This is a genomic window from Providencia sp. AGC89 (assembly GCF_053543535.1).
Window position 1 is genome coordinate 116,710 of the sequence record NZ_JBIXLP010000007.1, and the last position, 18,935, is coordinate 135,644.

Sequence of the window (18,935 nt, forward strand, 5' to 3'; positions counted from 1 at the left end):
TGAAATAAAAAAATGATAATCGACTTTATATTTAACTCTAACTATTTAATTAAGTATTCGCCATTTGCTTTGATTCTAAAATCATTTTTTCAACCAGCCTTTGAGCCATAATCGCCTGCTCACCACTGATCAATGGTTGAGACTGGTTTGAAACCGAGTCAATAAAGTGACGAATTGCCCCATCGAAACCACGTTGTAGTAAGGTTGAATCCCAACTTCCGGGATTTGCCTCATGAATACCAGTGCCGTCTTCACTTCGCCAATGATTCATATTGGTTATTTGGTGTATGCTATCTTCTGCCACAGCAATCAGTTTCTCTTGTTGGCTCCCAGCTTTTCGATGCATAGATGTCGTTAGCCAACATAGCCCTGCTTGTATATGGTGTTCCGCGTAAAAAAGTTCACCTTGTGATGTTGCTTGAATATTTCCACTGATTAATTTCGCCTCTGAGTCAGCCCCCGCCATCCAAATTACGGTGTCGACCACATGCAAGTAATCATCTAATAATGTGAACCTAACATCTTTTGGTCCAACACTGTTCGTACGATGTTTTTCCATACGAAGTGAAGAAATATTTTGTAAGTCATATTTTAAAGCCATGTAGAAAGGTGAAAATCGGCGATTAAAACCAACCATTAACCCTTTCTGTCGAAGGTCTGCTAATTCAATTAATTGCTCAGACTGTTCAATCTGCTCAGTTAATGGTTTATCGACATAAACATGCACATTTAAATCTAATAACCTTTTTATGACCTCATAGTGGCTTGCAGTAGCACTATGTACAAAAACCGCATCACACTGCTGAGCGAGAGAATCAAGACGACTAAATAGCTCTATTCGATATCTGTCACAAACTAATCTGGCTTTCGATTGATTCGGCGAAAATGCGCCTATTAATTCCCAATTATCTTCCTTGGTTAAGATGGGTAAGTACGCCTTTTGCGCAATTGAGCCTAAACCTACGACACCAATTTTTAGTTTTCTCATACTGAATACACTCTTTAGTCGATTATCTAGGCTGAAATAATCGCATTAAACGATTTTTTTTAAATAAAATTATTAGTAAAAACACAAAAAAACAGTTTAATTAGCATTAACTAGTTGTTTTTCATGCATAAATAAAATAAATCAGTAGAAATAAAGAATGAGTAGCAATACAAAAAAAGGGGTTGATTTATTAAATGAGAATGGTTATCTTTTACCTCGTGAATACTTGAGTAAATTACTCAAGTTTATCACAAACGACATTGCTCACATTGCTTCCAGTTTAGCAGGCCAACTTAATACGTTGGCCTTTTTTTGCTTGTAAAACAATGCGCTATTTTTTAAAGATAGCGTTACTGAAGCTCCACGATTTCAAATGGCCAACATAAACTAAGCGCTGAGTTGGCATAAACGTTGGCACATCCCCTGTACGCATATGTAATATATCTGCTGGGGTTATCCATGATGAATTTCCTTCAAATAAAGGAATACCTGCATATTTGTATGCATCAATAACGAACTGAGAACAAAAGAAACCATTTGCTTGGTCTACGTCATCACCTAACTGGACTTTAGCTAACGTCTGTAGACAAAAATTGCGTATTGTTTCACCAATTAATGGTAGTTCACATATTCTTTTTGTCACCATCCAAGGGGCTATCATCACAATACCTTTATAATTATATTTACGCCCATCATTACGCATCGAAAATTCACGTAATTTATCTGCGTGTAGTGATGTAAGACCCGACTGTCGCAATACCACCATATTATTCGAATCCCTTACGGCTTGGTTCAATGAAATAACTCTCACACCACTGCCAACAGATTCAGCAACCTCACCAAGTCCCAAATAAATAGATGCATGACTTACACCACTAATACTAAATAGCCTAATTCCCCACGAGTTTAACCCTGTCGCTGAAGACAAAAGAATATCGCCAGGCAACATGTCGGAAACAGCAAGTGGTTCAACGGAATCTTTAATAGGAATAGTATTGGCATGTTGGATACTGAATTTTAAACGATTTGTTTTTTCATCTGATTTAAATTGAGTAGAACACCCTGTTAAAAACATATAACACAAAAACAACAACCAACAGTAAGATTTCATCCAAAAGCGCCTAATCGTAATCATTATTTTTCATTTTATACAATGGATGGAATCTTAACGTTTAATTATATTTCTGACTACAATTATTGTTATAAAAAATTATATTCAGCTAAATATGATTAATTTATTTCGTATTAAAAATAGGATAAGAAATGAGTTTTTTATTAAAAACTAAGTGAAGAGTGTTATTTTAACCCCCTAGAGGGTACTAGAGGGTTAAAAATAATAATTAACCGACTACATATTCAGGGTAAAAAACGGTAATTGAATGATATGTTTTCTTTTCTGTTGCTTTGTTTTTTTGGACTGCTACAGCAATATTATCTTTAGAACCAATAGACACTCGAATATTCTTCTTAGAACGGCTCAATTTGTAAGGCATACCTAATAAACGACGTGCGCTATTATTACTAACCATTATCGACTCCTTAAACTACTAAATTAAAATTCATTAAAAAAATGAATATCAACAAATATAGTCATCGTTGACCACAAAGGTTTTTTTTGTTTTGTATCAATAACAAAACCAACTACAACTCAATTAGTATACCATTAATATAAATATATATAATCCAGTTATTCTTATTAGTTTACACCCGTAACTACAACTGAGTTTTATTTCAATCACCGTAGGTGGGGTTATCGCAATAACTATAAAAATACAATTGCATAACATAACTATCTATGTTATTTGAATATTATTATTTTTAAGGGGCTAGATAAAATGTTAAAGATATTAGGTCGAACATCCTCAATTAATGTTCGTAAAGTGTTATGGACAGCACACGAACTGAACCTTGAATTTATTCATGAAGACCAATGGGGAAATACAGAATCTCTAAAACAACTAAACTACTTAAAACTAAACCCTAATGCACTCATTCCAGTATTAATTCATGACCAAGGAGCATTATGGGAAAGCAATACAATATGTCGCTATTTAGCAGCAACAACCCAACATGAAAATATATTACCAACAGACCCTCTTGCTAGAGCCGAAGTTGAAAAATGGATGGATTGGCAAAGCGCTGAACTAAACCCTGCTTGGCGAGCCGCTTTCATGGCCCTAATTAGAAGAGACCCCTTCTATTTACAACACTATGAGCTAGTAGAATCCAGTATTGTTTTATGGAACGAAAAGATGCTAATACTGGATTCTGTTTTAGCACAAAATAAGACCACAAAAAACCACTACGACTACCTATGCGGGGAGTATTTTACCCTGGCAGATATTGTTGTAACACTGTCTATTCAGCGTTGGCTACTAACACCTTTAAATCGGCCGAACACTCCATTTTTAATCGATTATTATCATAGAATGATAAACCGCCCAGCAGCATTAAAATGTATCGACCCAAACACCGCCTAGCATTGCCTTATAACAAGCTACTGACAGCAATAAATACAAATAGCTACGATAACGACTCTAACGGAGATGCTGGGCTAGAACATTTGTCATGCCAAATTTGGTTGACCTGTTCTGGCAACAGTATTTCATGACCGCCATCAACAAATGGAATGGAAATATCCATTCGACCTTCATCATTCGTATACGCTTTAACGATAAAACGTTTAAATCCGTCAGGCTTATCATTTTTATACCGATAAACTTCCCCACATACATAACCAACCTTACCTTTATCGGCAGTATAACGAGCGAAGTGATATTCTATATTTCTAAACTCAGCGGCTTGCGGGTATGCCAAAACATCATTAACATTCTTTTTGACTTGCTCAACTAAACTTAATTGGGTTGGCTTCATATATAGTGCCCCTAATAGAAAAGCAGCACCAAAAATAAGTATCGCAATGATTATTTTAAAAAAATTCATTTGATGGTCGCCATTACCTTACCAATATTATGCATGTGATTTCATTTATGATAATAACTGTATATCATTTAAAATCCATCTTTAAAACGTAAATATTGTTAACTTAGCTCATTTTATTTGATTTTTATTACATCAACAGCCAAAGACCATGCAATAAGTAATGTTTAAATGAAATTAATACCATACATAAGCCAAATATAAAAACAGATTAAACTTAGGTTTAAGACCATGCATATTTTTATATAAGTAAAAAACAGTCATCTTTATAATGCTATCGCATTGTGATTATTGATAAAATATTAGTATAGTCAAAACTAAAACTGTCAGTTATACGGAGCCCCACAATGAAAACAATTGGACTTATTGGTGGTATGAGCTGGGAATCTACTCTGCTTTATTATCAACAACTTAATGAAGGCATTAAACAACATTTAGGTGGCTTACATTCTGCAAAAATTATTTTATATAGTGTAGATTTCGCCGAGATAGAACACTACCAAGCCAATGGTCAATGGGATTTGGCAGCTCAATGCTTAGCTGAGGCAGGGAATCGTTTAAAGCTTGCAGGCGCTGATTTCCTTGTTCTATGTACGAATACAATGCATAAAGTTGCCACGGCAATTGAAATGGAAACTAACCTCCCTCTACTACATATTGCTGATGCAACAGGTGAGCGGATAGTACAATATGGTTTAAAAAAAATAGGGTTACTGGGAACTTCGTTTACTATGGAGCAACCTTTCTATAAAGATAGGCTAACAAATAAATTTAATTTAGACGTATTAACACCTAATCTTAATGATAGAAAAATTATTCATGAGATTATTTATAATGAGCTTTGTTTAGGGAAAATAAACCAAGCATCAAAAAAAGAATACCAACGGGTTATGTCATCATTAGTACAACAAGGAGCCGAAGGGATTATTTTCGGATGTACTGAAATTACATTATTAGTTAATGAAAAAGATACCACAGCCAAAGTATTTGATACGACAGCTATCCATGCTCAAAAAGCGGTGGAAATCGCATTATCTATTTGATTATCAGGGTAACAATAGATACTGCCTTTAATACCATTAGAAGGTAGTATCTACTAATTAAATCTAATCTATTCAGCATACTTATTAGTGTAATAAGCATAATTTATCATTCATCATGATACATCCTACTAATTTCAAACATATAGCACATATAAAATGTCATTAAATTTTGATAGCCAAACTATTCAAATTAAATTAGTTTAAATTAACATTGCTTATTAATAACTTTAATCTTTCATTTTACAGATTATTACCCATTGAATATTAATTTTCATCTACGATAATCACTAAAAAACTCACTGAAAAAATGGCTATTATGAAGAAAAACAAAGTTGGTAACATCGTATTAGGTAATTTTATTAAGGAAAAACGTCTAGAAAGTCAATTAACGACAAAGCAAGTAGCAGAACTGATTTCTGTTTCTGAACGCGTCTATATAAAATATGAGGATGGTTCCCTATCTATATTTATAGACCACCTTGTATTACTTTCTAAGATATTCAAGGTTGATCTTAAGGTGCTGTTTGATATTTATATTGATGCAGAACCATCTTCTAAATTATAGTATTACCTTTATGACTGTACACTAAGGACGCTCTTATTTAGATTATGTCACATTTAACTCGACAAGATGTAACTATTCAGTAAAATATTAATCTATTATAACCATTATACAGGGGGCTATCATAATGTTACCAAAAGCAGAAAAACTCCCCTTCTAATAAAAAATTTCCATTTATTATTAGAAGGGTTTAAAAGTGAATTACATAAAATTTAACGTTGATACATGGCAACGTAAAGAGCACTTCCATGTATACGACCAACTTATAAACTGTGGTTTTAGTTTAACAACGAAGATAAATATCACCAATTTAAAAAAGCAAATAGATTCAACAAATTATAGTTTTTACCCAATTATTATTTATTTGCTATCACAAGTGGCAAATACCTATGATGAGTTTAAATTAGCCAAAAAAAATGGTGAGCTTATTTTATGGGATAAAATTAACCCAAGCTTTACAATTTTCCACCAAGAAACTGAAACATTTTCTGCTTTATGGTGCGAGTATTCTGATGATATTTGCCAATTTATGGAGAATTATCATCAACAGTTGATATTGTACAAAGATAACCCCAAATTATCTCCTCAGCCAATACAAGCTGACAATCTCTTTTATATATCATCTTTACCATGGGTAGAATTTGATAGCTTTAATTTGAATATCTCTGATATAACAAAAAATTTCGCCCCAATTTTTACTATAGGGAAATTTTACAGTGAGAACGATACATTATTACTTCCACTAGCAGTACAAGTACATCATGCTGTCTGTGATGGTTTTCATGTTGGTAGGTTTCTCATGAGATTACAAAAACTGTGTGATGAATTCACTATTTAGTTCTATTTAACCAGTCAGAAGGAAGTTAAACCTTCCTTCTTTCCAGATAAACACAGGCGATAACTATTAATATGGTGCAGAATTTTTACCCTATAAATAGCCAACTGATAAATACCACATCACCTATAGCCCCACTTTGAACGATATATTCTACTGGGGTGACCACCATTTTTATGGTATTTGCTATAGTATATGAAATCAACTCCATCGGGTTTATTGTAGGCATGTTTCCTCCATTTTTATCTAGGTTAATCACTTGTTTATTAGTATTCAATCAGATAAAAACTATAAATTTTTCTATTCCATTTTTACTTAACCACACCAACTTCTATCTTAGTTGTACCATCATATCCCTTCTAGCGACATTATTGTACTTTGGAGGTTTCAATTACCTATCCGAACAAATAAAAAACCTCTACATAAAGAGGTTTTTTATCACATCAATGACCTAGCTAAAGTACATCGATGAATGCGATTAAATTAACACCAAAACAATATATGAACTTAATTAATTTTGTAACTCATTCATATTTTTTATTTGGTCTCTGTTTATCTGCTCAATCTCACCCGTTTCAGCATTTTTATAGGAAACCAGTCCTGTTTCGCTATCCACTTCAGGTTTTCCATCTGAAATAATAGCCCGGCCGTCAACAGTCTCTATTTTTTGATTTGATGAACACCCTGCGATACCCATCACTGATATAGAGGCGAATATAAAAATGGCAAATAACTTTTTAATTTTCATATCTATCTCCTAATTCAGTTAATAACAACGCCTACATATATTAAATATAATATATAAGTCGAAACTTTCAAGTAAATAGATTAAAGTATCAATATTAAAATTAGGTTTATCAACTTTTTATTTACCAAAAAAAACACCATAACTAATTGATAGTTAACAAAAAAAATAAACCCAACAACAATCATCAACTTACACTATTACTCATTATATTTACAAATATAACGGTAACTTTATAAAAAACAAAATTAATAACTAAATTAAAATCATAATATTAATCACGCGTTGTTAATTAAAACTATAGGGCATTTTTTGTCACCCCTCTATAAAAATAGAAATATTAATAGCGGTATATTTAATAACTCAAATCTAATATAAGCTAATTTGGACTATTTTTACATAACTCAAATATTTTTAGAAAAAATCGCTCGTTTAATATAATGAACTCAAAAAATTAAACAAAGTTAACTAGCTGTACGATAGTATTAACCCTACATTTTTAGCTCTACCATTTTAGATTGGACTTCGACTCATCAATTAGAGCTTACCCATTATTTTTCAAGTTAATGTACCTCCTCAAGTTGCTTGCCAAACTATCACACTAGTCAAGAAGCAAGACACATAATAAAGCTTTTTTACTAATTAGTATCGAAAGCCCCCAACCATCTGCTATCATTACAGGCTAAGAAATTTCTATGCTAGGAATGTTTTTTAGTTTTGTGTCTGTTAGCTATTTATTTCTAATCTTGGGACTTGGTTTTTTTGATTTTTTCAGGCAAAAATAACCGAAAAGTGACACCCAACCATGAACATCACAAAGCTAAAAAACAATTAATTTACAGCTAATTGCGTAACAACCAGCAACAATGAAGAACAATTTAGAATGACAAACAATAAAGAACAATACAACTTAAACAAGCTGCAAAAAAGGATCCGCCGTGATGTCGGCCAAGCGATCGCTGATTTCAATATGATTGAAGATGGTGACCGGATAATGGTTTGTTTATCCGGTGGCAAGGACAGTTATACCTTACTTTCCATTCTACAAAGCTTGCAAAAAAGTGCACCAATCCAATTTTCATTGGTGGCTGTAAACTTAGACCAAAAGCAACCGGGTTTTCCTGAACATATTTTACCCGCCTATCTTGACAACCTTGGCGTTGAATACAAAATTGTTGAAGAAAATACCTATGGCATTGTTAAAGAAAAAATTCCGGAAGGCAAAACAACCTGCTCCCTATGCTCCCGTTTACGTCGTGGGATCTTATACCGCACAGCCACAGAATTAGGCGCGACAAAAATAGCGCTTGGTCATCATCGTGATGATATTTTGCAAACCATGTTCTTAAATATGTTTTACGGTGGTAAATTAAAGGGTATGCCACCTAAACTAATGAGCGATGACGGAAAACATATCGTTATTCGCCCTCTGGCTTATTGCCGTGAAAAAGACATTGAGCGTTTCGCACAAGCTAAACAATTCCCCATCATTCCTTGTAACCTTTGCGGTTCACAGCCAAACCTGCAACGGCAAGTGATCAAAGAAATGTTACGTGATTGGGATAAACGCTACCCTGGTAGAATTGAAACCATGTTCCGTGCCACCCAAAATGTTGTTCCATCTCATTTATGTGATACCGAGCTTTTTGATTTCAAAAATATTTCTCACGGCGATGACATCATCGATGGTGGAGATTTAGCATTTGATCGAGAAGAAATCCCACTACAAGCTTTTACTGATGAAGATGATACCCCAGATTTTATTACACAACGTCTTGATATCGTAGAAGTGAAATAATTAACCTATAGCCTCCATAACGGAGGTTATTTTTTGTCGGATTTTAAGCAAAAAAAAGCCGATGTAATCAACATCGGCATTACAGTGGTCAATTATTCTGTATAAGAACTCAATATGAGAAAAACTACAATTATGGAGCACAACGTTCATCGCTCAACGTTGCATTCACCTGCAGGACTTATACTGCCCTAAAACCCCATTGGTTTTATTGATTTATCTCAAACTAGGTTGGGTTATAAATAATAAGTCATCAATTTTAGAGCCAACGGCTTTTTCTCAACCACCATAAGACCGTTCCAATTAAGATCGCCAATAAAACACAAAAGGCGCTAAAAGCAAAACGGAACTCATTTCCTGGTATCCCGCCTAAATTAACACCAAACAACCCTGTCAAAAAAGTAGTGGGTAAAAATATCATCGCCATTAATGACATTGTATAGATACGACGATTCATCATCTCTGTCATCATATTAGTTATCTCATCAGAAATAATCGCGGTACGAGCGATAAAACCATCGAGATCTTCAATACAGCGCCCTAATCTATCTGATATTTCTTGAATTCGACGACGGTCGGTATCATCTAACCACAGTAATTTTTCAGTCGTTAAACGTGAAAACATATCCCGCTGAGGAGCCATGTAACGGCGAACTACAATAATCTGCTTGCGAAGTAAAGCAAGCTCCCCTCTTTCCGGAATTTGGCCATTTAATATAAAATCTTCCATATCAATTAGGCGTTCATGCAGAGAGTCAGTAAAATCACTTATTTCATCCGTAATCGAATCAGCAACCTCAACTAACCAATCCCCCGTACTTTGTGCGCCCACGCTTTGTTTTAAATCATCGATAACAGGATCAAGTGAATTAACTTTTCGGTGGCGGCTTGAAATTATCATCCGGTTGTTAATGAATACACGAAAAGCAATTAACTGCTCAGGGCGCTGACCGACATTAGTATTTAAGGTTTGCAGTGTTAATAAAATACCATCACCAACCCGGATCAACCGCCAACGACCAGAATGACCTGATAGCGCTGATTTTACTTGGTCATTAAATAAACCCGATTGTTGGATCCAATTAAAACTTTGTGGGTCTTTATAATCGTAATGAAGCCAAAATGGCGATTGCTGACTGGCACTCGCATTAACATCAAGTGGCAGCAGCCCACCGTCCCCATTTAACTGAAACGCATGTACAGGATTTGAGTTTTGAAATAATGAACCATAAATCAGCCCCATGCAATTTCTCCCTTTTATTAACAATATGTTATTTTTAATCGAATAAATGAAGTATTGCAATTATTTCAAGGCGATGTTTGAAATCAAAAGCGCAGAACAATAAAAACCCATAGAAGACAAATAGACCATGATAAATAGTAAAATATCGCCATTTTTGCTAAAAAAAGACACATCGTTGACACAAACGAGCAATAAAATAACTTATAAATTTTTTATTATAAAAAGGTAGTGTTTATTCCTTTTTGGTCCTCCTTCCCTTTCTCCAGAGGAAGGAGTTTTTTTAGATACTAACTTAAAAAATTAGCCTATACCTAGTACAGGCTAAGTAAATATTTAATATGTTACGTTAGTGTTTTATGATATAAAAACTATGGCTATAGGCCACATCCTCTGGGTTTTCAATCGGATACCCCTTTAACCAAGGCTTAATTAAACGTGCATTAGTATATTGATAGATAGGAGCAATAGGTGCCTCTTTAGCAATAATTTTTTCCGCGTTATTATAATATTGGTTACGTAATCGCTCATTGGTCTCAATACTGGCGGACCCCATAACGTCATCATATTGCTGGCTATTAAATTTTGGAATATTGCCACTATGTTGTGATGTTAATAAAGATAAAAATGTCGACGGCTCATTAAAATCCCCAATCCATGATGCCCTGATAACATCAAAGTTCCCAGTATTACGGCTATCAATATATGTTTTCCACTCCTGATTAACTAACTTAACTTCAGCACCTAATTTTTTCTTCCACATAGAAGCAATAGCAATGGCTATTTTTTGATGGTTTTCCGAACTATTATACAATAATGTTAATTTCAACGGGTGATTTGTACCAAACCCAGCTTCTTGCAACAAAACTTTCGCTTGCTGGTCTAATTCTTTTTGCGAGTAGCTGTTATATAAGCCTTTCTCTGGTTTAAACCCGTCAGTAACATCTGGAGTAAAATAATAAGCCGGCTTTTCTCCTGTCCCTAATACCTTGCTCGCAATTAATTGGCGGTCAATCGCCATAGACAACGCTTTTCTGACCCTAACATCACTCGTTGGCGCACGTTGTGTATTAAAAGCGTAATAATAAGTCCCTAATTGATCTGGTGTAAAAACCTCATTAGGAATATCCCTTAACAATTTTTGATAGCGTTGCTTGGGGAATGATTCTGTAATGTCTAAATCCCCAGCTAGATAACGGTTTGTTGCATGAGATTCTTGATTAATAGGTACAAAAGTCACCTTAGTAACCACCGTATTTTTATGATCCCAATAATTTGTATTTGGCGTTAAAACAATTTTTTCATTTACAACACGGTCAGATAATACAAATGCACCATTACCAACGAGATTTCCTACTTTTATCCAATTAGCACCAAATTTCTCAACGGTTTCGCGATGTACTGGAAATAAACTAAAATTAGCAGTAAGAGATGGAAAATACGGGACTGGTTTATTTAACACAATTTTTAACGTGTGTTGATCAACTGCCTCCACACCAAGTTGCTCGACAGGCAATTTCCCATCAATAATATCTTGTGCATTGTTGATACCAGCTAATGCAGCAAACCAAGCAAAAGGGGACGTCGTATTAGGCGAAACAAGCCGTTGCCAGCTATAAACAAAATCTTGTGCTGTCACCGGTTCACCATTAGACCAGCGTGCATCAGGACGAAGATTAAATATCCAAACTCGGTTATCCGATGTACTCCAATTAAGCGCAGTTCCAGGAATAGGTTTGCCATGCTTATCTTGGTTAACTAGACCTTCAAAAAGATCTCGCATGACTTGTGCTTCTGTTAACCCTACGGATTTCACTGGGTCCAAAGAAGCTGGTTCATCTTTAAGGTGGCGAGTCACTTCCTGATTTTCAGCTAAAACAGTCCCCGCAGGAATAACTGCACTAATAGCAGGTGTAGTAAAAAAAACTGAAGCAAATAAAATAGTTAAAGGTGTGAATGGACGTTTATGCATTTTATTTTCTATCTGGTTAATATGTAAATTTAACTAAAAATCAGATTTAGCTAAGTGATTTGAATAGAGACAGAGTATGAACAATATTAATCTGTTTAGCCCCCTCTTTATTCACAATTTTTCCTTTATGCAGCATATGCTTTGAGCTTTAAAAAATCCATATCCTAGGTTTTCTTTAGCGTATTGTAAGCTTAAATAGATCTGAGCCTTGGAGCGCGTCGCTATCCCAAAATTTTATGAGTCGCTGCGTCCAATAAAATAACATTAAAGATCATGATATTTTATCCTATAAATTATAGGTTGCTAAAGAAATGGATACAGGCTAACGAGCTTTTGTTACACTCAACAGAGTACTTTGAAAAAGGTATGATAAAAAATGTGGGCATTAACAAGGCTTAACAGTTATATAATCATCCGACGTGATACCTTAATAAGAAACTTAATTTATCGTTATGTCGCCGTGTTAATGAGTCACTTGCCCCACACACAACTTAAGGTATACAGTAAGTCAATGTAGGCAGCAGTATAAATTTTGGTCATTAATAGAGTATAAAACTCAACACTGTGTCACTTTATCTATGAAAGCCTTTAATCGCGAAGACTTTTCTTTAAAAAACAGATTAAGTAACCAGTGACTCAATTTATAAACGGGAGAATATTCATGTCGCAAACAGTTAAACTAAAAGGCAATGATGTTGCAGTTAATGGCGTATTTTTACAAGCAGGAACAAAAGCAAAGCCTTTTACCCTTGTTACGAAAGATCTCAGTGAAGCAACTTTAGAAACGTATGCAGGCAAACGTAAAATCTTAAATATTTTTCCAAGTGTTGATACCGGTGTTTGTGCGGCATCAGTTCGCAAGTTCAATCAACTGGCTAGTGCTTTAGATAACACAGTGGTTCTATGCATTTCAGCCGATTTACCATTTGCACAAGCTCGTTTTTGTGGTGCAGAAGGTATAGACAATGTTGTTATGCTATCTGCTTTTCGTAGTGATTCTTTCGCTGATGATTATGGTGTTGCTCTCGCAAGTGGCCCTTTAAAAGGCCTCACCGCTCGCTCTGTTGTCGTTTTAGATGAAAATGACAATGTTATTTATAGTCAACTAGTACCAGAAATCACTGAAGAACCTGACTATGACGATGCTTTAAACAGTTTAAAATAAGTGATTTAATATTATTTAGGTCACCACCAAGCGGGAAGGTTTATTTCCCGCTTTCACCTTGCTGCAATAAAATATCAAGTCAATCAACATGTGCCCAATAGAGTGGGTGATGGTTCTTCGCATTAACGACATTCGCAAACAATTTATTACCGCTCATGAGTGAAATCAATGTGTGCGATAACGTGCTTAATACTTTTAATGCTTGCTCCTGTGTCACAGGGCAACACGATGTCAAAATATCGATAATTAAATCGCGGGGTTTATAACCATTTTTTACTAAGGCTTCCCATGTAAAACGGTTTTTTTTGGTTAAATATTTCACAGCCGCTTTATTCATTAAATACAATTCAGCAGCCGATGCCGCAGACTCAAACATGTCATTTTTATAATGAGACTGACTCATGTATTCACGCAACTTAAGGTTTACAACAAAATTAATGGTGAATTGATCCATGGCGACTCCTTGTAGGCTTTAACCTATTGAATGAGATTAGGTACCCATAAACAGCTGCTATATTTATTATATAGCAGGAAAAATCACCAATTAGCAATAGTATTAGTCGGGTTTTGCCCGTTTGAAATCTAAATATGAGTGGTTAAACAGAAAAATAAGCATTCAGCAAGACAAGCGCGTTTTATCGCCTCCCCGCCGAATGGTTAATAAAGAAATGAATTAATCAAGGTGTTTAGTAATTTCTAGCGATGTCCCATCACTATTTTGCCTAAATTGTAAGTGAGTTTCCCCACCTTCGAATTCCTGTTCAATTTTTAAGTTCTGACCACCATTCCAACGGTAGCGAATAGCAACACACCCTTCAGATGGACATGGCATATCCATATCTGTTTTTATCATTAGCTTTTTAGTTAAGAATTGTTGCCCATCAACCAACCCTGCTCGGTAGTGTTGATAGGCTTCTAGGATTGAATCACCCGTAAAATAGCATTTAGTCAACGCACCATTTTCATAGATTTCATCCATAGTTTGCACAGTATCTTGGCAATATTGGTTTAGCTCATTATTTGGTATCGATATTTCCGCCATCATTGGTGTACTCACTCCAACCAATATTGCAGCTAATATGAATGTTAATCTTTTACTCATTGTATTTAATCTTGCTCTTTTTTGGTATTGAGGCCATATTCTCTCAGCTTATTGGCAATTGCTGTATGAGAAATATCTAAACGTTTTGCTAATTTGCGCGTACTTGGATAATCACGGTATAAACGTGACAACACCGAAGCTTCATAACGCTTCGTTATTTCATCTAGAGAACCATTAAGTGAATCCAACGCCAGAGCAGGTGTGTTCGCAACAGTTGGCAGTTGGACGTTATCTGCATCTAAAGTATGGCCATCTAATTGCGTTAAACTTTGATAAAGTGCATTTCTTAACTGCCTTACATTGCCCGGCCAGTCATAACTTCCCAAATACTCAATTAATGAAGGCGTTAATTTAGGTTCAGCCATATGTAATTCTTTCGAGAAACTCGCAACAAATGCTTTAGTCAACGGTAAAATATCTTCTTTGCGTTCACGTAATGGCGGTATAGCTAGTGTTAACACATTTAAACGGTAGTAAAGGTCTTCCCTAAATTTCTTCTCTGCGACTAGCTGAGGTAAATTTTTCTGCGTAGCGCAAATCACGCGAACATTCACTTTCACTTCCCTCTCTTCGCCAACACGCCTGAATGTCCCATCATTTAGAAAACGTAATAATTTAATTTGCATTTGAGGCGACATTTCCGCAATTTCATCAAGTAAAACAGTGCCACCATTTGCTTGTTCAAAAAAACCTTTTTTACCTTCAACTGCATTTGGATACGCCCCTGCGGCATAACCAAATAATTCACTTTCCACCACATCATCAGGCATCGAAGCACAATTTAACCCCAAGAAAGGTTCTTTCCCCCTCGCGCTATGTAAATGGCAAGCTTTCGCTAAAATATCTTTCCCTGTTCCTGTTTCACCCACAAGTAACAAGGGTTCATCAAGCATCGCTATACGTTTTGCCCGTTCAACCACATTTACCATTACAGGGCTAACAGCAATAATTTGTTCAAAGCCGCTTTTATCAATTTCAACCACTTGTTTACGCTGTTGGTCTAAAATTTCAGCCGATTTCAGCAATAACACTGCACCTGTACAATGGGATTTACCATTTTCATCAGCCAAGATAATTGGCGTGACTTGCATTAAATAGTCTCGGCCTTTAATAACGACTTTTTCTGTATAAGGCTCTGGTGATTCACGTTCAAACCAACGCAATAAACCTTGGCTACCAACGAGTTGAGAAAATGTTTTCTCACGAATTTTGGTTTCATCGTAGCCAAATAACTGTAATGTCATTGGGTTAACCAATTCGATATTTAATTTATTATCAATAGACAAAACGGGCTCTGGAAATGAATTTAATAACGCCCAAACAGCTTTATGCTCTCGTTCTGAAGGCATAAAGTAAATTCGACGTACATCAATGACACCATTAATACGGCGAATCTCTGCCATCAATGTACTAAATACCTGAAAATCTACAGGTGTGAAGTTAAGGTAAATTTTACGTTGTGGTGAAATCTCAATCCCTTTCAAGTCAATATTTTGCAGGACTAAAAGATCAAGTAATTCACGTGTTAAACCGATTCGGTCTTGGCAGGTCACTTCGAGGCGCATGGATAGAAACCTTTATCAGAAAAGTCGATTGAATAAAGGTATTTTAGCGTTAAATACTAGGGGAATACAGTGTTTGTGTCACATATTGTTGACAGTCTGTAATGTTAACGTGAATACTCAGACAATATCACTATTTTAGGCTTTTTTTTGTGTGTTGGAATAGCAATAAAACTATTAATTGACAAATAATGCTGCAGGGTGAGTCAAAACTGTCAACTCCCCCTGCCAATTATTCTCTATTTATGATTTATTTTTCTTACTGGGAATAACATTCTTTAATTGACCAATAAGTTGATGACGAAAATCAGCTAACCTTGGTTTGTCTTCAATCCAAGGCAATGGCCGGCATAGCTCCATCGCTTTGATACCAAGGCGAGCGGTTAGCAAGCCTGCACCGATACCTTGTGCGGCACGTGTCGATAAACGCGCGGTGATATCCTGTGACAGCCAATCCATACCGACCTCACGGATCAATTCAGATGCTCCAGCGAATGCAATATTGATTAACACCATACGAAACAACCTAATACGGCTATAATAGCCCAATTCTATGCCATAAATTGCAGCGATTCGGTTGATTAAACGAATGTTACGCCATGCAATGAAAGCCATATCGACAATCGCTAATGGGCTAACCGCGATCATGATTGCCGACTCTGCCGAGCAACGACTAATTTCTTTGCGTGCTTGTTCATCCAAAATAGGTTGAACCATTCTGCTGTATAATTCTACGATTTCTCGGTCATTATGAGAATCATGGATAGTTGCCTGCCAGCGTTGCAGTGCGGGGTGTTGTGCCGATAATGCCGATTGTTTGGCTAGTTTTTCACAAAAAGGCTTCCCTTGCCCCATGCCATGGCTGTGTAAAAGTTCTCGCGCAAAATCCCGTTCTTGCGCCCGCTCTCTTAAGCGGTACAAGCGCCGCCATTCTCCCGCAATTGACCCTACACCGGCAATAATAATCAAGCCCCCTGCTGCCGCAGTACCTAGGGCCGTCCAATCCTGAGTAACCCATGACTGGTGTATCCAAATACCTAATTGAGCGACCACACTGACAGTAAAAACCCCCACTGCGGTTCCGACTAACTTACGCCAAAAACTTCTTTTAGGTTTTAATGCTTCGTTAATTAGGCTTTCTACCTCACCTTCTTGGTTATCTTGTTCTAATTCCAAAGAGATAGGCGTAAATTTTTCAAGCTCTTGCTCATCAAAAAAATGTGCCTTTTTCAGCTTTTCTTCATTTTCTTTTTCAAGGCTATCAGCAAAATCAAGACGTTGTTTTAGAGGTTCATTCATTTTAGTTTATCTCCCAACAGAAATTCTAGCGCGCTATCCATACGGATATGGGGCAATGGTTGGTCAATAGGTGTAAATCGTGGCCTAAAGTTTTCAAACTGGAAACCTTGCCTTTGCCAGAATTGCTCATTTGGCAGCCGTTTTGGCACTTCCCCTGGATAAAAAGTCAACGGCAAACCATCACTTAAGCGCTCGCCTTTTAAAGCGGGTAGTTTCTCGCCTTTATAATCCACAAGACCGCTTTCTGTGGCCTGTATCGACGCTAACCCAACACAATCCATGCTTATCCCTTCAAATGCGGCGTGTTGCCAAGCTTCTTGAACTAATTGTTGTAAAAGCGCCACTAAATTTGCATGTTGATCAGGGGTAACATGATCGGACTTACTGGCAGCAAACAGTAATTTATCAATACAAGGAGAAAATAAGCGTCTTAATAATGTCCGTTTCCCATATTGAAAGCTGCGCATCAATTGGGTCAGCGCCATTCTCATATCATTAAATGCATCTGCCCCACTGTTTAACGGTTGCAAGCAATCAACTAAAACAATTTGCCGATCAAAGCGTTGAAAATGCTCCCGATAAAACCCTTTTACTACGTGCTCACAATAATATTGATAACGCTGTTGTAACGCGCCAATATTCGTATTCTTACCTGCTTGGGCGAGCTTTTTCTCCCCATATTTTGCAACATTTGGCCAAGGGAAAAATTGCAACGCTGGAGCCCCAGCCAATTCCGCAGGTAATACAAAACGACCAGGCTGAATAAAATGTTGCCCTTGGGCCTTACATTCTAATAAATATTGTGTATACGCTTCTGAAATTTCGGCCAATAAATTCTCATCGACAGGCGCTAATGGGTCACATTTCTCACACAAAGTCAGCCATGATTGCGCTAAATGAGCTCGTTCCCCTTTGACTAAAGTATGCATTTGCTCTGACCAAGCCAAATAATGCAAATCCAGCATAGGAAGATCCAATAGCCATTCACCTGGGTAATCAACTATTTCCAAATATAGCGAAGAATTATCAACAAAATGGCGAAGGAAAGAATCTTCTGAACGATAATGTAATTTTAAGCGGATTTCACTCACGCCTCGAGTCGGCGTTGGCCATTGTGGAGGTTGACCATAGAGTGAAGCGATCCCTTCATCGTACGCAAAACGTGGTACCGATAAATCACGGTGAGGAACGCGTTTAACACCCAATAATCGTTTGTCCCTTGCAGCGGAAAATAATGGTAACCGGGCACCAGTATTAACATTCAATAATTGATTAACTAACGAGGTGATAAATGCCGTCTTACCACTACGGCTAAGCCCGGTTACTGCTAGCCTGACATGACGGTCAACACTCCGGTTCATCAAATCAGTTAATTCATTTTGCAGCCGTTTCATGCTCCTCCGAAGACTTATCCTTTAAATATAAATCAATTTCACCAACAACACTGGTGGTTAGATAGATAATACCCTTATTAATTTAGCATAAAACAACAAATTGAATTAGGTTAACCGCTTAATTAACGCATTTATTAGCCACTTACTGCTCAACAGCTTAATTATTTTCCCGATGACACCCGCAGGGCCATAAGTCATCAATAACAATAAAATAAATTTAACTCCTCTCTTCAATATTAGTTGTTTAGCGAATTTTTTTAATCGAGGATTGGTTTGATTTGACATACTGCGCT

At 36.3% G+C, this 18,935-nt stretch carries 20 protein-coding genes; 7 read left to right on the forward strand and 13 right to left on the reverse strand.

Going from position 1 to position 18,935, the window contains the following annotated elements:
• Positions 1-49: 49 nt before the first annotated feature.
• Positions 50-988, reverse strand: coding sequence for a Gfo/Idh/MocA family protein (locus ACIPUA_RS03115; RefSeq protein ID WP_042843981.1), 939 nt, complete (start codon positions 986-988; stop codon positions 50-52).
• Positions 989-1,145: 157 nt separating this feature from the next.
• On the opposite strand from ACIPUA_RS03115, the gene ACIPUA_RS03120 reads away from it, so the two are divergent.
• On the forward strand, positions 1,146-1,310 hold the full coding sequence (locus tag ACIPUA_RS03120; RefSeq protein WP_369101981.1) for a hypothetical protein: 165 nt from the start codon (positions 1,146-1,148) through the stop codon (positions 1,308-1,310).
• Between the two features lie 9 nt (positions 1,311-1,319).
• Here ACIPUA_RS03120 and ACIPUA_RS03125 read toward each other — a convergent pair whose 3' ends face one another.
• Positions 1,320-2,099 carry a YaeF family permuted papain-like enzyme gene (locus ACIPUA_RS03125; protein WP_042843984.1) on the reverse strand — a complete coding sequence of 260 codons (780 nt, stop codon included), beginning with the start codon at positions 2,097-2,099 and terminating at the stop codon, positions 1,320-1,322.
• A 229-nt stretch (positions 2,100-2,328) separates the two neighbouring features.
• Positions 2,329-2,517 (reverse strand): stationary-phase-induced ribosome-associated protein, encoded by a 189-nt coding sequence (gene sra / locus ACIPUA_RS03130; RefSeq protein ID WP_048607043.1) that lies wholly within the window; start codon positions 2,515-2,517, stop codon positions 2,329-2,331.
• A 306-nt stretch (positions 2,518-2,823) separates the two neighbouring features.
• Here sra and ACIPUA_RS03135 point away from each other — a divergent pair, with 306 nt between their 5' ends.
• The gene (locus ACIPUA_RS03135) at positions 2,824-3,468 is read left to right on the forward strand and encodes a glutathione S-transferase family protein (protein ID WP_042843986.1); all 645 of its coding nucleotides are present in this window, start codon (positions 2,824-2,826) and stop codon (positions 3,466-3,468) included.
• 43 nt (positions 3,469-3,511) lie between these two features.
• Here ACIPUA_RS03135 and ACIPUA_RS03140 read toward each other — a convergent pair whose 3' ends face one another.
• The gene (locus ACIPUA_RS03140; protein ID WP_181469237.1) at positions 3,512-3,862 is read right to left on the reverse strand and encodes a hypothetical protein; all 351 of its coding nucleotides are present in this window, start codon (positions 3,860-3,862) and stop codon (positions 3,512-3,514) included.
• Positions 3,863-4,275: 413 nt separating this feature from the next.
• On the opposite strand from ACIPUA_RS03140, the gene ACIPUA_RS03145 reads away from it, so the two are divergent.
• The 3 genes from ACIPUA_RS03145 (at position 4,276) to catA (ending at position 6,371) form a co-directional block, all read left to right on the forward strand.
• The gene (locus tag ACIPUA_RS03145; RefSeq protein WP_042843987.1) at positions 4,276-4,971 is read left to right on the forward strand and encodes an aspartate/glutamate racemase family protein; all 696 of its coding nucleotides are present in this window, start codon (positions 4,276-4,278) and stop codon (positions 4,969-4,971) included.
• 316 nt (positions 4,972-5,287) lie between these two features.
• Positions 5,288-5,536, forward strand: a complete 249-nt coding sequence (locus ACIPUA_RS03150; RefSeq protein WP_042843989.1) for a helix-turn-helix transcriptional regulator — start codon at positions 5,288-5,290, stop codon at positions 5,534-5,536.
• Between the two features lie 193 nt (positions 5,537-5,729).
• On the forward strand, positions 5,730-6,371 hold the full coding sequence (gene catA, locus ACIPUA_RS03155) for a type A chloramphenicol O-acetyltransferase (protein WP_042843990.1): 642 nt from the start codon (positions 5,730-5,732) through the stop codon (positions 6,369-6,371).
• Between the two features lie 85 nt (positions 6,372-6,456).
• Here catA and ACIPUA_RS03160 read toward each other — a convergent pair whose 3' ends face one another.
• The gene (locus ACIPUA_RS03160) at positions 6,457-6,597 is read right to left on the reverse strand and encodes a hypothetical protein (protein ID WP_164975491.1); all 141 of its coding nucleotides are present in this window, start codon (positions 6,595-6,597) and stop codon (positions 6,457-6,459) included.
• Positions 6,598-6,879: 282 nt separating this feature from the next.
• Positions 6,880-7,116 (reverse strand): YgdI/YgdR family lipoprotein, encoded by a 237-nt coding sequence (locus ACIPUA_RS03165; RefSeq protein ID WP_042843991.1) that lies wholly within the window; start codon positions 7,114-7,116, stop codon positions 6,880-6,882.
• 880 nt (positions 7,117-7,996) lie between these two features.
• Here ACIPUA_RS03165 and ttcA point away from each other — a divergent pair.
• Complete coding sequence (ttcA, locus tag ACIPUA_RS03170) at positions 7,997-8,911, forward strand: tRNA 2-thiocytidine(32) synthetase TtcA (RefSeq protein WP_042843992.1); 915 nt, start codon at positions 7,997-7,999, stop codon at positions 8,909-8,911.
• 256 nt (positions 8,912-9,167) lie between these two features.
• Here ttcA and zntB read toward each other — a convergent pair whose 3' ends face one another.
• Positions 9,168-10,151 (reverse strand): zinc transporter ZntB, encoded by a 984-nt coding sequence (gene zntB / locus ACIPUA_RS03175; RefSeq protein ID WP_042843993.1) that lies wholly within the window; start codon positions 10,149-10,151, stop codon positions 9,168-9,170.
• Between the two features lie 346 nt (positions 10,152-10,497).
• Positions 10,498-12,120, reverse strand: a complete 1,623-nt coding sequence (locus ACIPUA_RS03180) for a peptide ABC transporter substrate-binding protein (protein WP_369104883.1) — start codon at positions 12,118-12,120, stop codon at positions 10,498-10,500.
• A gap of 661 nt (positions 12,121-12,781) precedes the next feature.
• Between ACIPUA_RS03180 and tpx the strand changes: the two genes are divergently transcribed.
• On the forward strand, positions 12,782-13,285 hold the full coding sequence (gene tpx / locus ACIPUA_RS03185; protein WP_042843995.1) for a thiol peroxidase: 504 nt from the start codon (positions 12,782-12,784) through the stop codon (positions 13,283-13,285).
• Positions 13,286-13,364: 79 nt separating this feature from the next.
• Here the strand turns inward: tpx and ACIPUA_RS03190 are convergent, their stop codons facing one another.
• From ACIPUA_RS03190 to ACIPUA_RS03210, 5 genes are all read right to left on the reverse strand, one after another.
• Positions 13,365-13,739, reverse strand: a complete 375-nt coding sequence (locus ACIPUA_RS03190) for a hypothetical protein (protein WP_042843996.1) — start codon at positions 13,737-13,739, stop codon at positions 13,365-13,367.
• A gap of 219 nt (positions 13,740-13,958) precedes the next feature.
• Positions 13,959-14,387: a hypothetical protein gene (locus ACIPUA_RS03195; RefSeq protein ID WP_449059261.1), complete on the reverse strand. Its 429-nt coding sequence runs from the start codon at positions 14,385-14,387 to the stop codon at positions 13,959-13,961.
• 5 nt (positions 14,388-14,392) lie between these two features.
• Positions 14,393-15,952: a transcriptional regulator TyrR gene (tyrR, locus tag ACIPUA_RS03200; RefSeq protein WP_048607033.1), complete on the reverse strand. Its 1,560-nt coding sequence runs from the start codon at positions 15,950-15,952 to the stop codon at positions 14,393-14,395.
• Between the two features lie 240 nt (positions 15,953-16,192).
• Complete coding sequence (locus tag ACIPUA_RS03205) at positions 16,193-17,248, reverse strand: YcjF family protein (RefSeq protein WP_449059262.1); 1,056 nt, start codon at positions 17,246-17,248, stop codon at positions 16,193-16,195.
• Positions 17,245-18,642: a YcjX family GTP-binding protein gene (locus ACIPUA_RS03210; RefSeq protein WP_131679963.1), complete on the reverse strand. Its 1,398-nt coding sequence runs from the start codon at positions 18,640-18,642 to the stop codon at positions 17,245-17,247. Before ACIPUA_RS03210 ends, ACIPUA_RS03205 begins: the two co-directional genes overlap by 4 nt.
• Positions 18,643-18,935 lie beyond the last annotated feature (293 nt).

Coding starts and splice junctions, on each gene's coding strand:
- ACIPUA_RS03115 (WP_042843981.1), bottom strand. CDS start 988: ATGAGAAAACTAAAAATTGGTGTCGTAGGTTTAGGCTCAATTGCGCAA.
- ACIPUA_RS03180 (WP_369104883.1), bottom strand. CDS start 12,120: ATGCATAAACGTCCATTCACACCTTTAACTATTTTATTTGCTTCAGTT.
- ACIPUA_RS03150 (WP_042843989.1), top strand. CDS start 5,288: ATGAAGAAAAACAAAGTTGGTAACATCGTATTAGGTAATTTTATTAAG.
- sra (WP_048607043.1), bottom strand. CDS start 2,517: ATGGTTAGTAATAATAGCGCACGTCGTTTATTAGGTATGCCTTACAAA.
- ACIPUA_RS03160 (WP_164975491.1), bottom strand. CDS start 6,597: ATGCCTACAATAAACCCGATGGAGTTGATTTCATATACTATAGCAAAT.
- ttcA (WP_042843992.1), top strand. CDS start 7,997: ATGACAAACAATAAAGAACAATACAACTTAAACAAGCTGCAAAAAAGG.
- ACIPUA_RS03190 (WP_042843996.1), bottom strand. CDS start 13,739: ATGGATCAATTCACCATTAATTTTGTTGTAAACCTTAAGTTGCGTGAA.
- ACIPUA_RS03120 (WP_369101981.1), top strand. CDS start 1,146: ATGAGTAGCAATACAAAAAAAGGGGTTGATTTATTAAATGAGAATGGT.
- ACIPUA_RS03165 (WP_042843991.1), bottom strand. CDS start 7,116: ATGAAAATTAAAAAGTTATTTGCCATTTTTATATTCGCCTCTATATCA.
- zntB (WP_042843993.1), bottom strand. CDS start 10,151: ATGGGGCTGATTTATGGTTCATTATTTCAAAACTCAAATCCTGTACAT.
- ACIPUA_RS03205 (WP_449059262.1), bottom strand. CDS start 17,248: ATGAATGAACCTCTAAAACAACGTCTTGATTTTGCTGATAGCCTTGAA.
- tyrR (WP_048607033.1), bottom strand. CDS start 15,952: ATGCGCCTCGAAGTGACCTGCCAAGACCGAATCGGTTTAACACGTGAA.
- ACIPUA_RS03125 (WP_042843984.1), bottom strand. CDS start 2,099: ATGAAATCTTACTGTTGGTTGTTGTTTTTGTGTTATATGTTTTTAACA.
- ACIPUA_RS03135 (WP_042843986.1), top strand. CDS start 2,824: ATGTTAAAGATATTAGGTCGAACATCCTCAATTAATGTTCGTAAAGTG.
- ACIPUA_RS03195 (WP_449059261.1), bottom strand. CDS start 14,387: ATGAGTAAAAGATTAACATTCATATTAGCTGCAATATTGGTTGGAGTG.
- ACIPUA_RS03140 (WP_181469237.1), bottom strand. CDS start 3,862: ATGAAGCCAACCCAATTAAGTTTAGTTGAGCAAGTCAAAAAGAATGTT.
- tpx (WP_042843995.1), top strand. CDS start 12,782: ATGTCGCAAACAGTTAAACTAAAAGGCAATGATGTTGCAGTTAATGGC.
- ACIPUA_RS03145 (WP_042843987.1), top strand. CDS start 4,276: ATGAAAACAATTGGACTTATTGGTGGTATGAGCTGGGAATCTACTCTG.
- ACIPUA_RS03210 (WP_131679963.1), bottom strand. CDS start 18,642: ATGAAACGGCTGCAAAATGAATTAACTGATTTGATGAACCGGAGTGTT.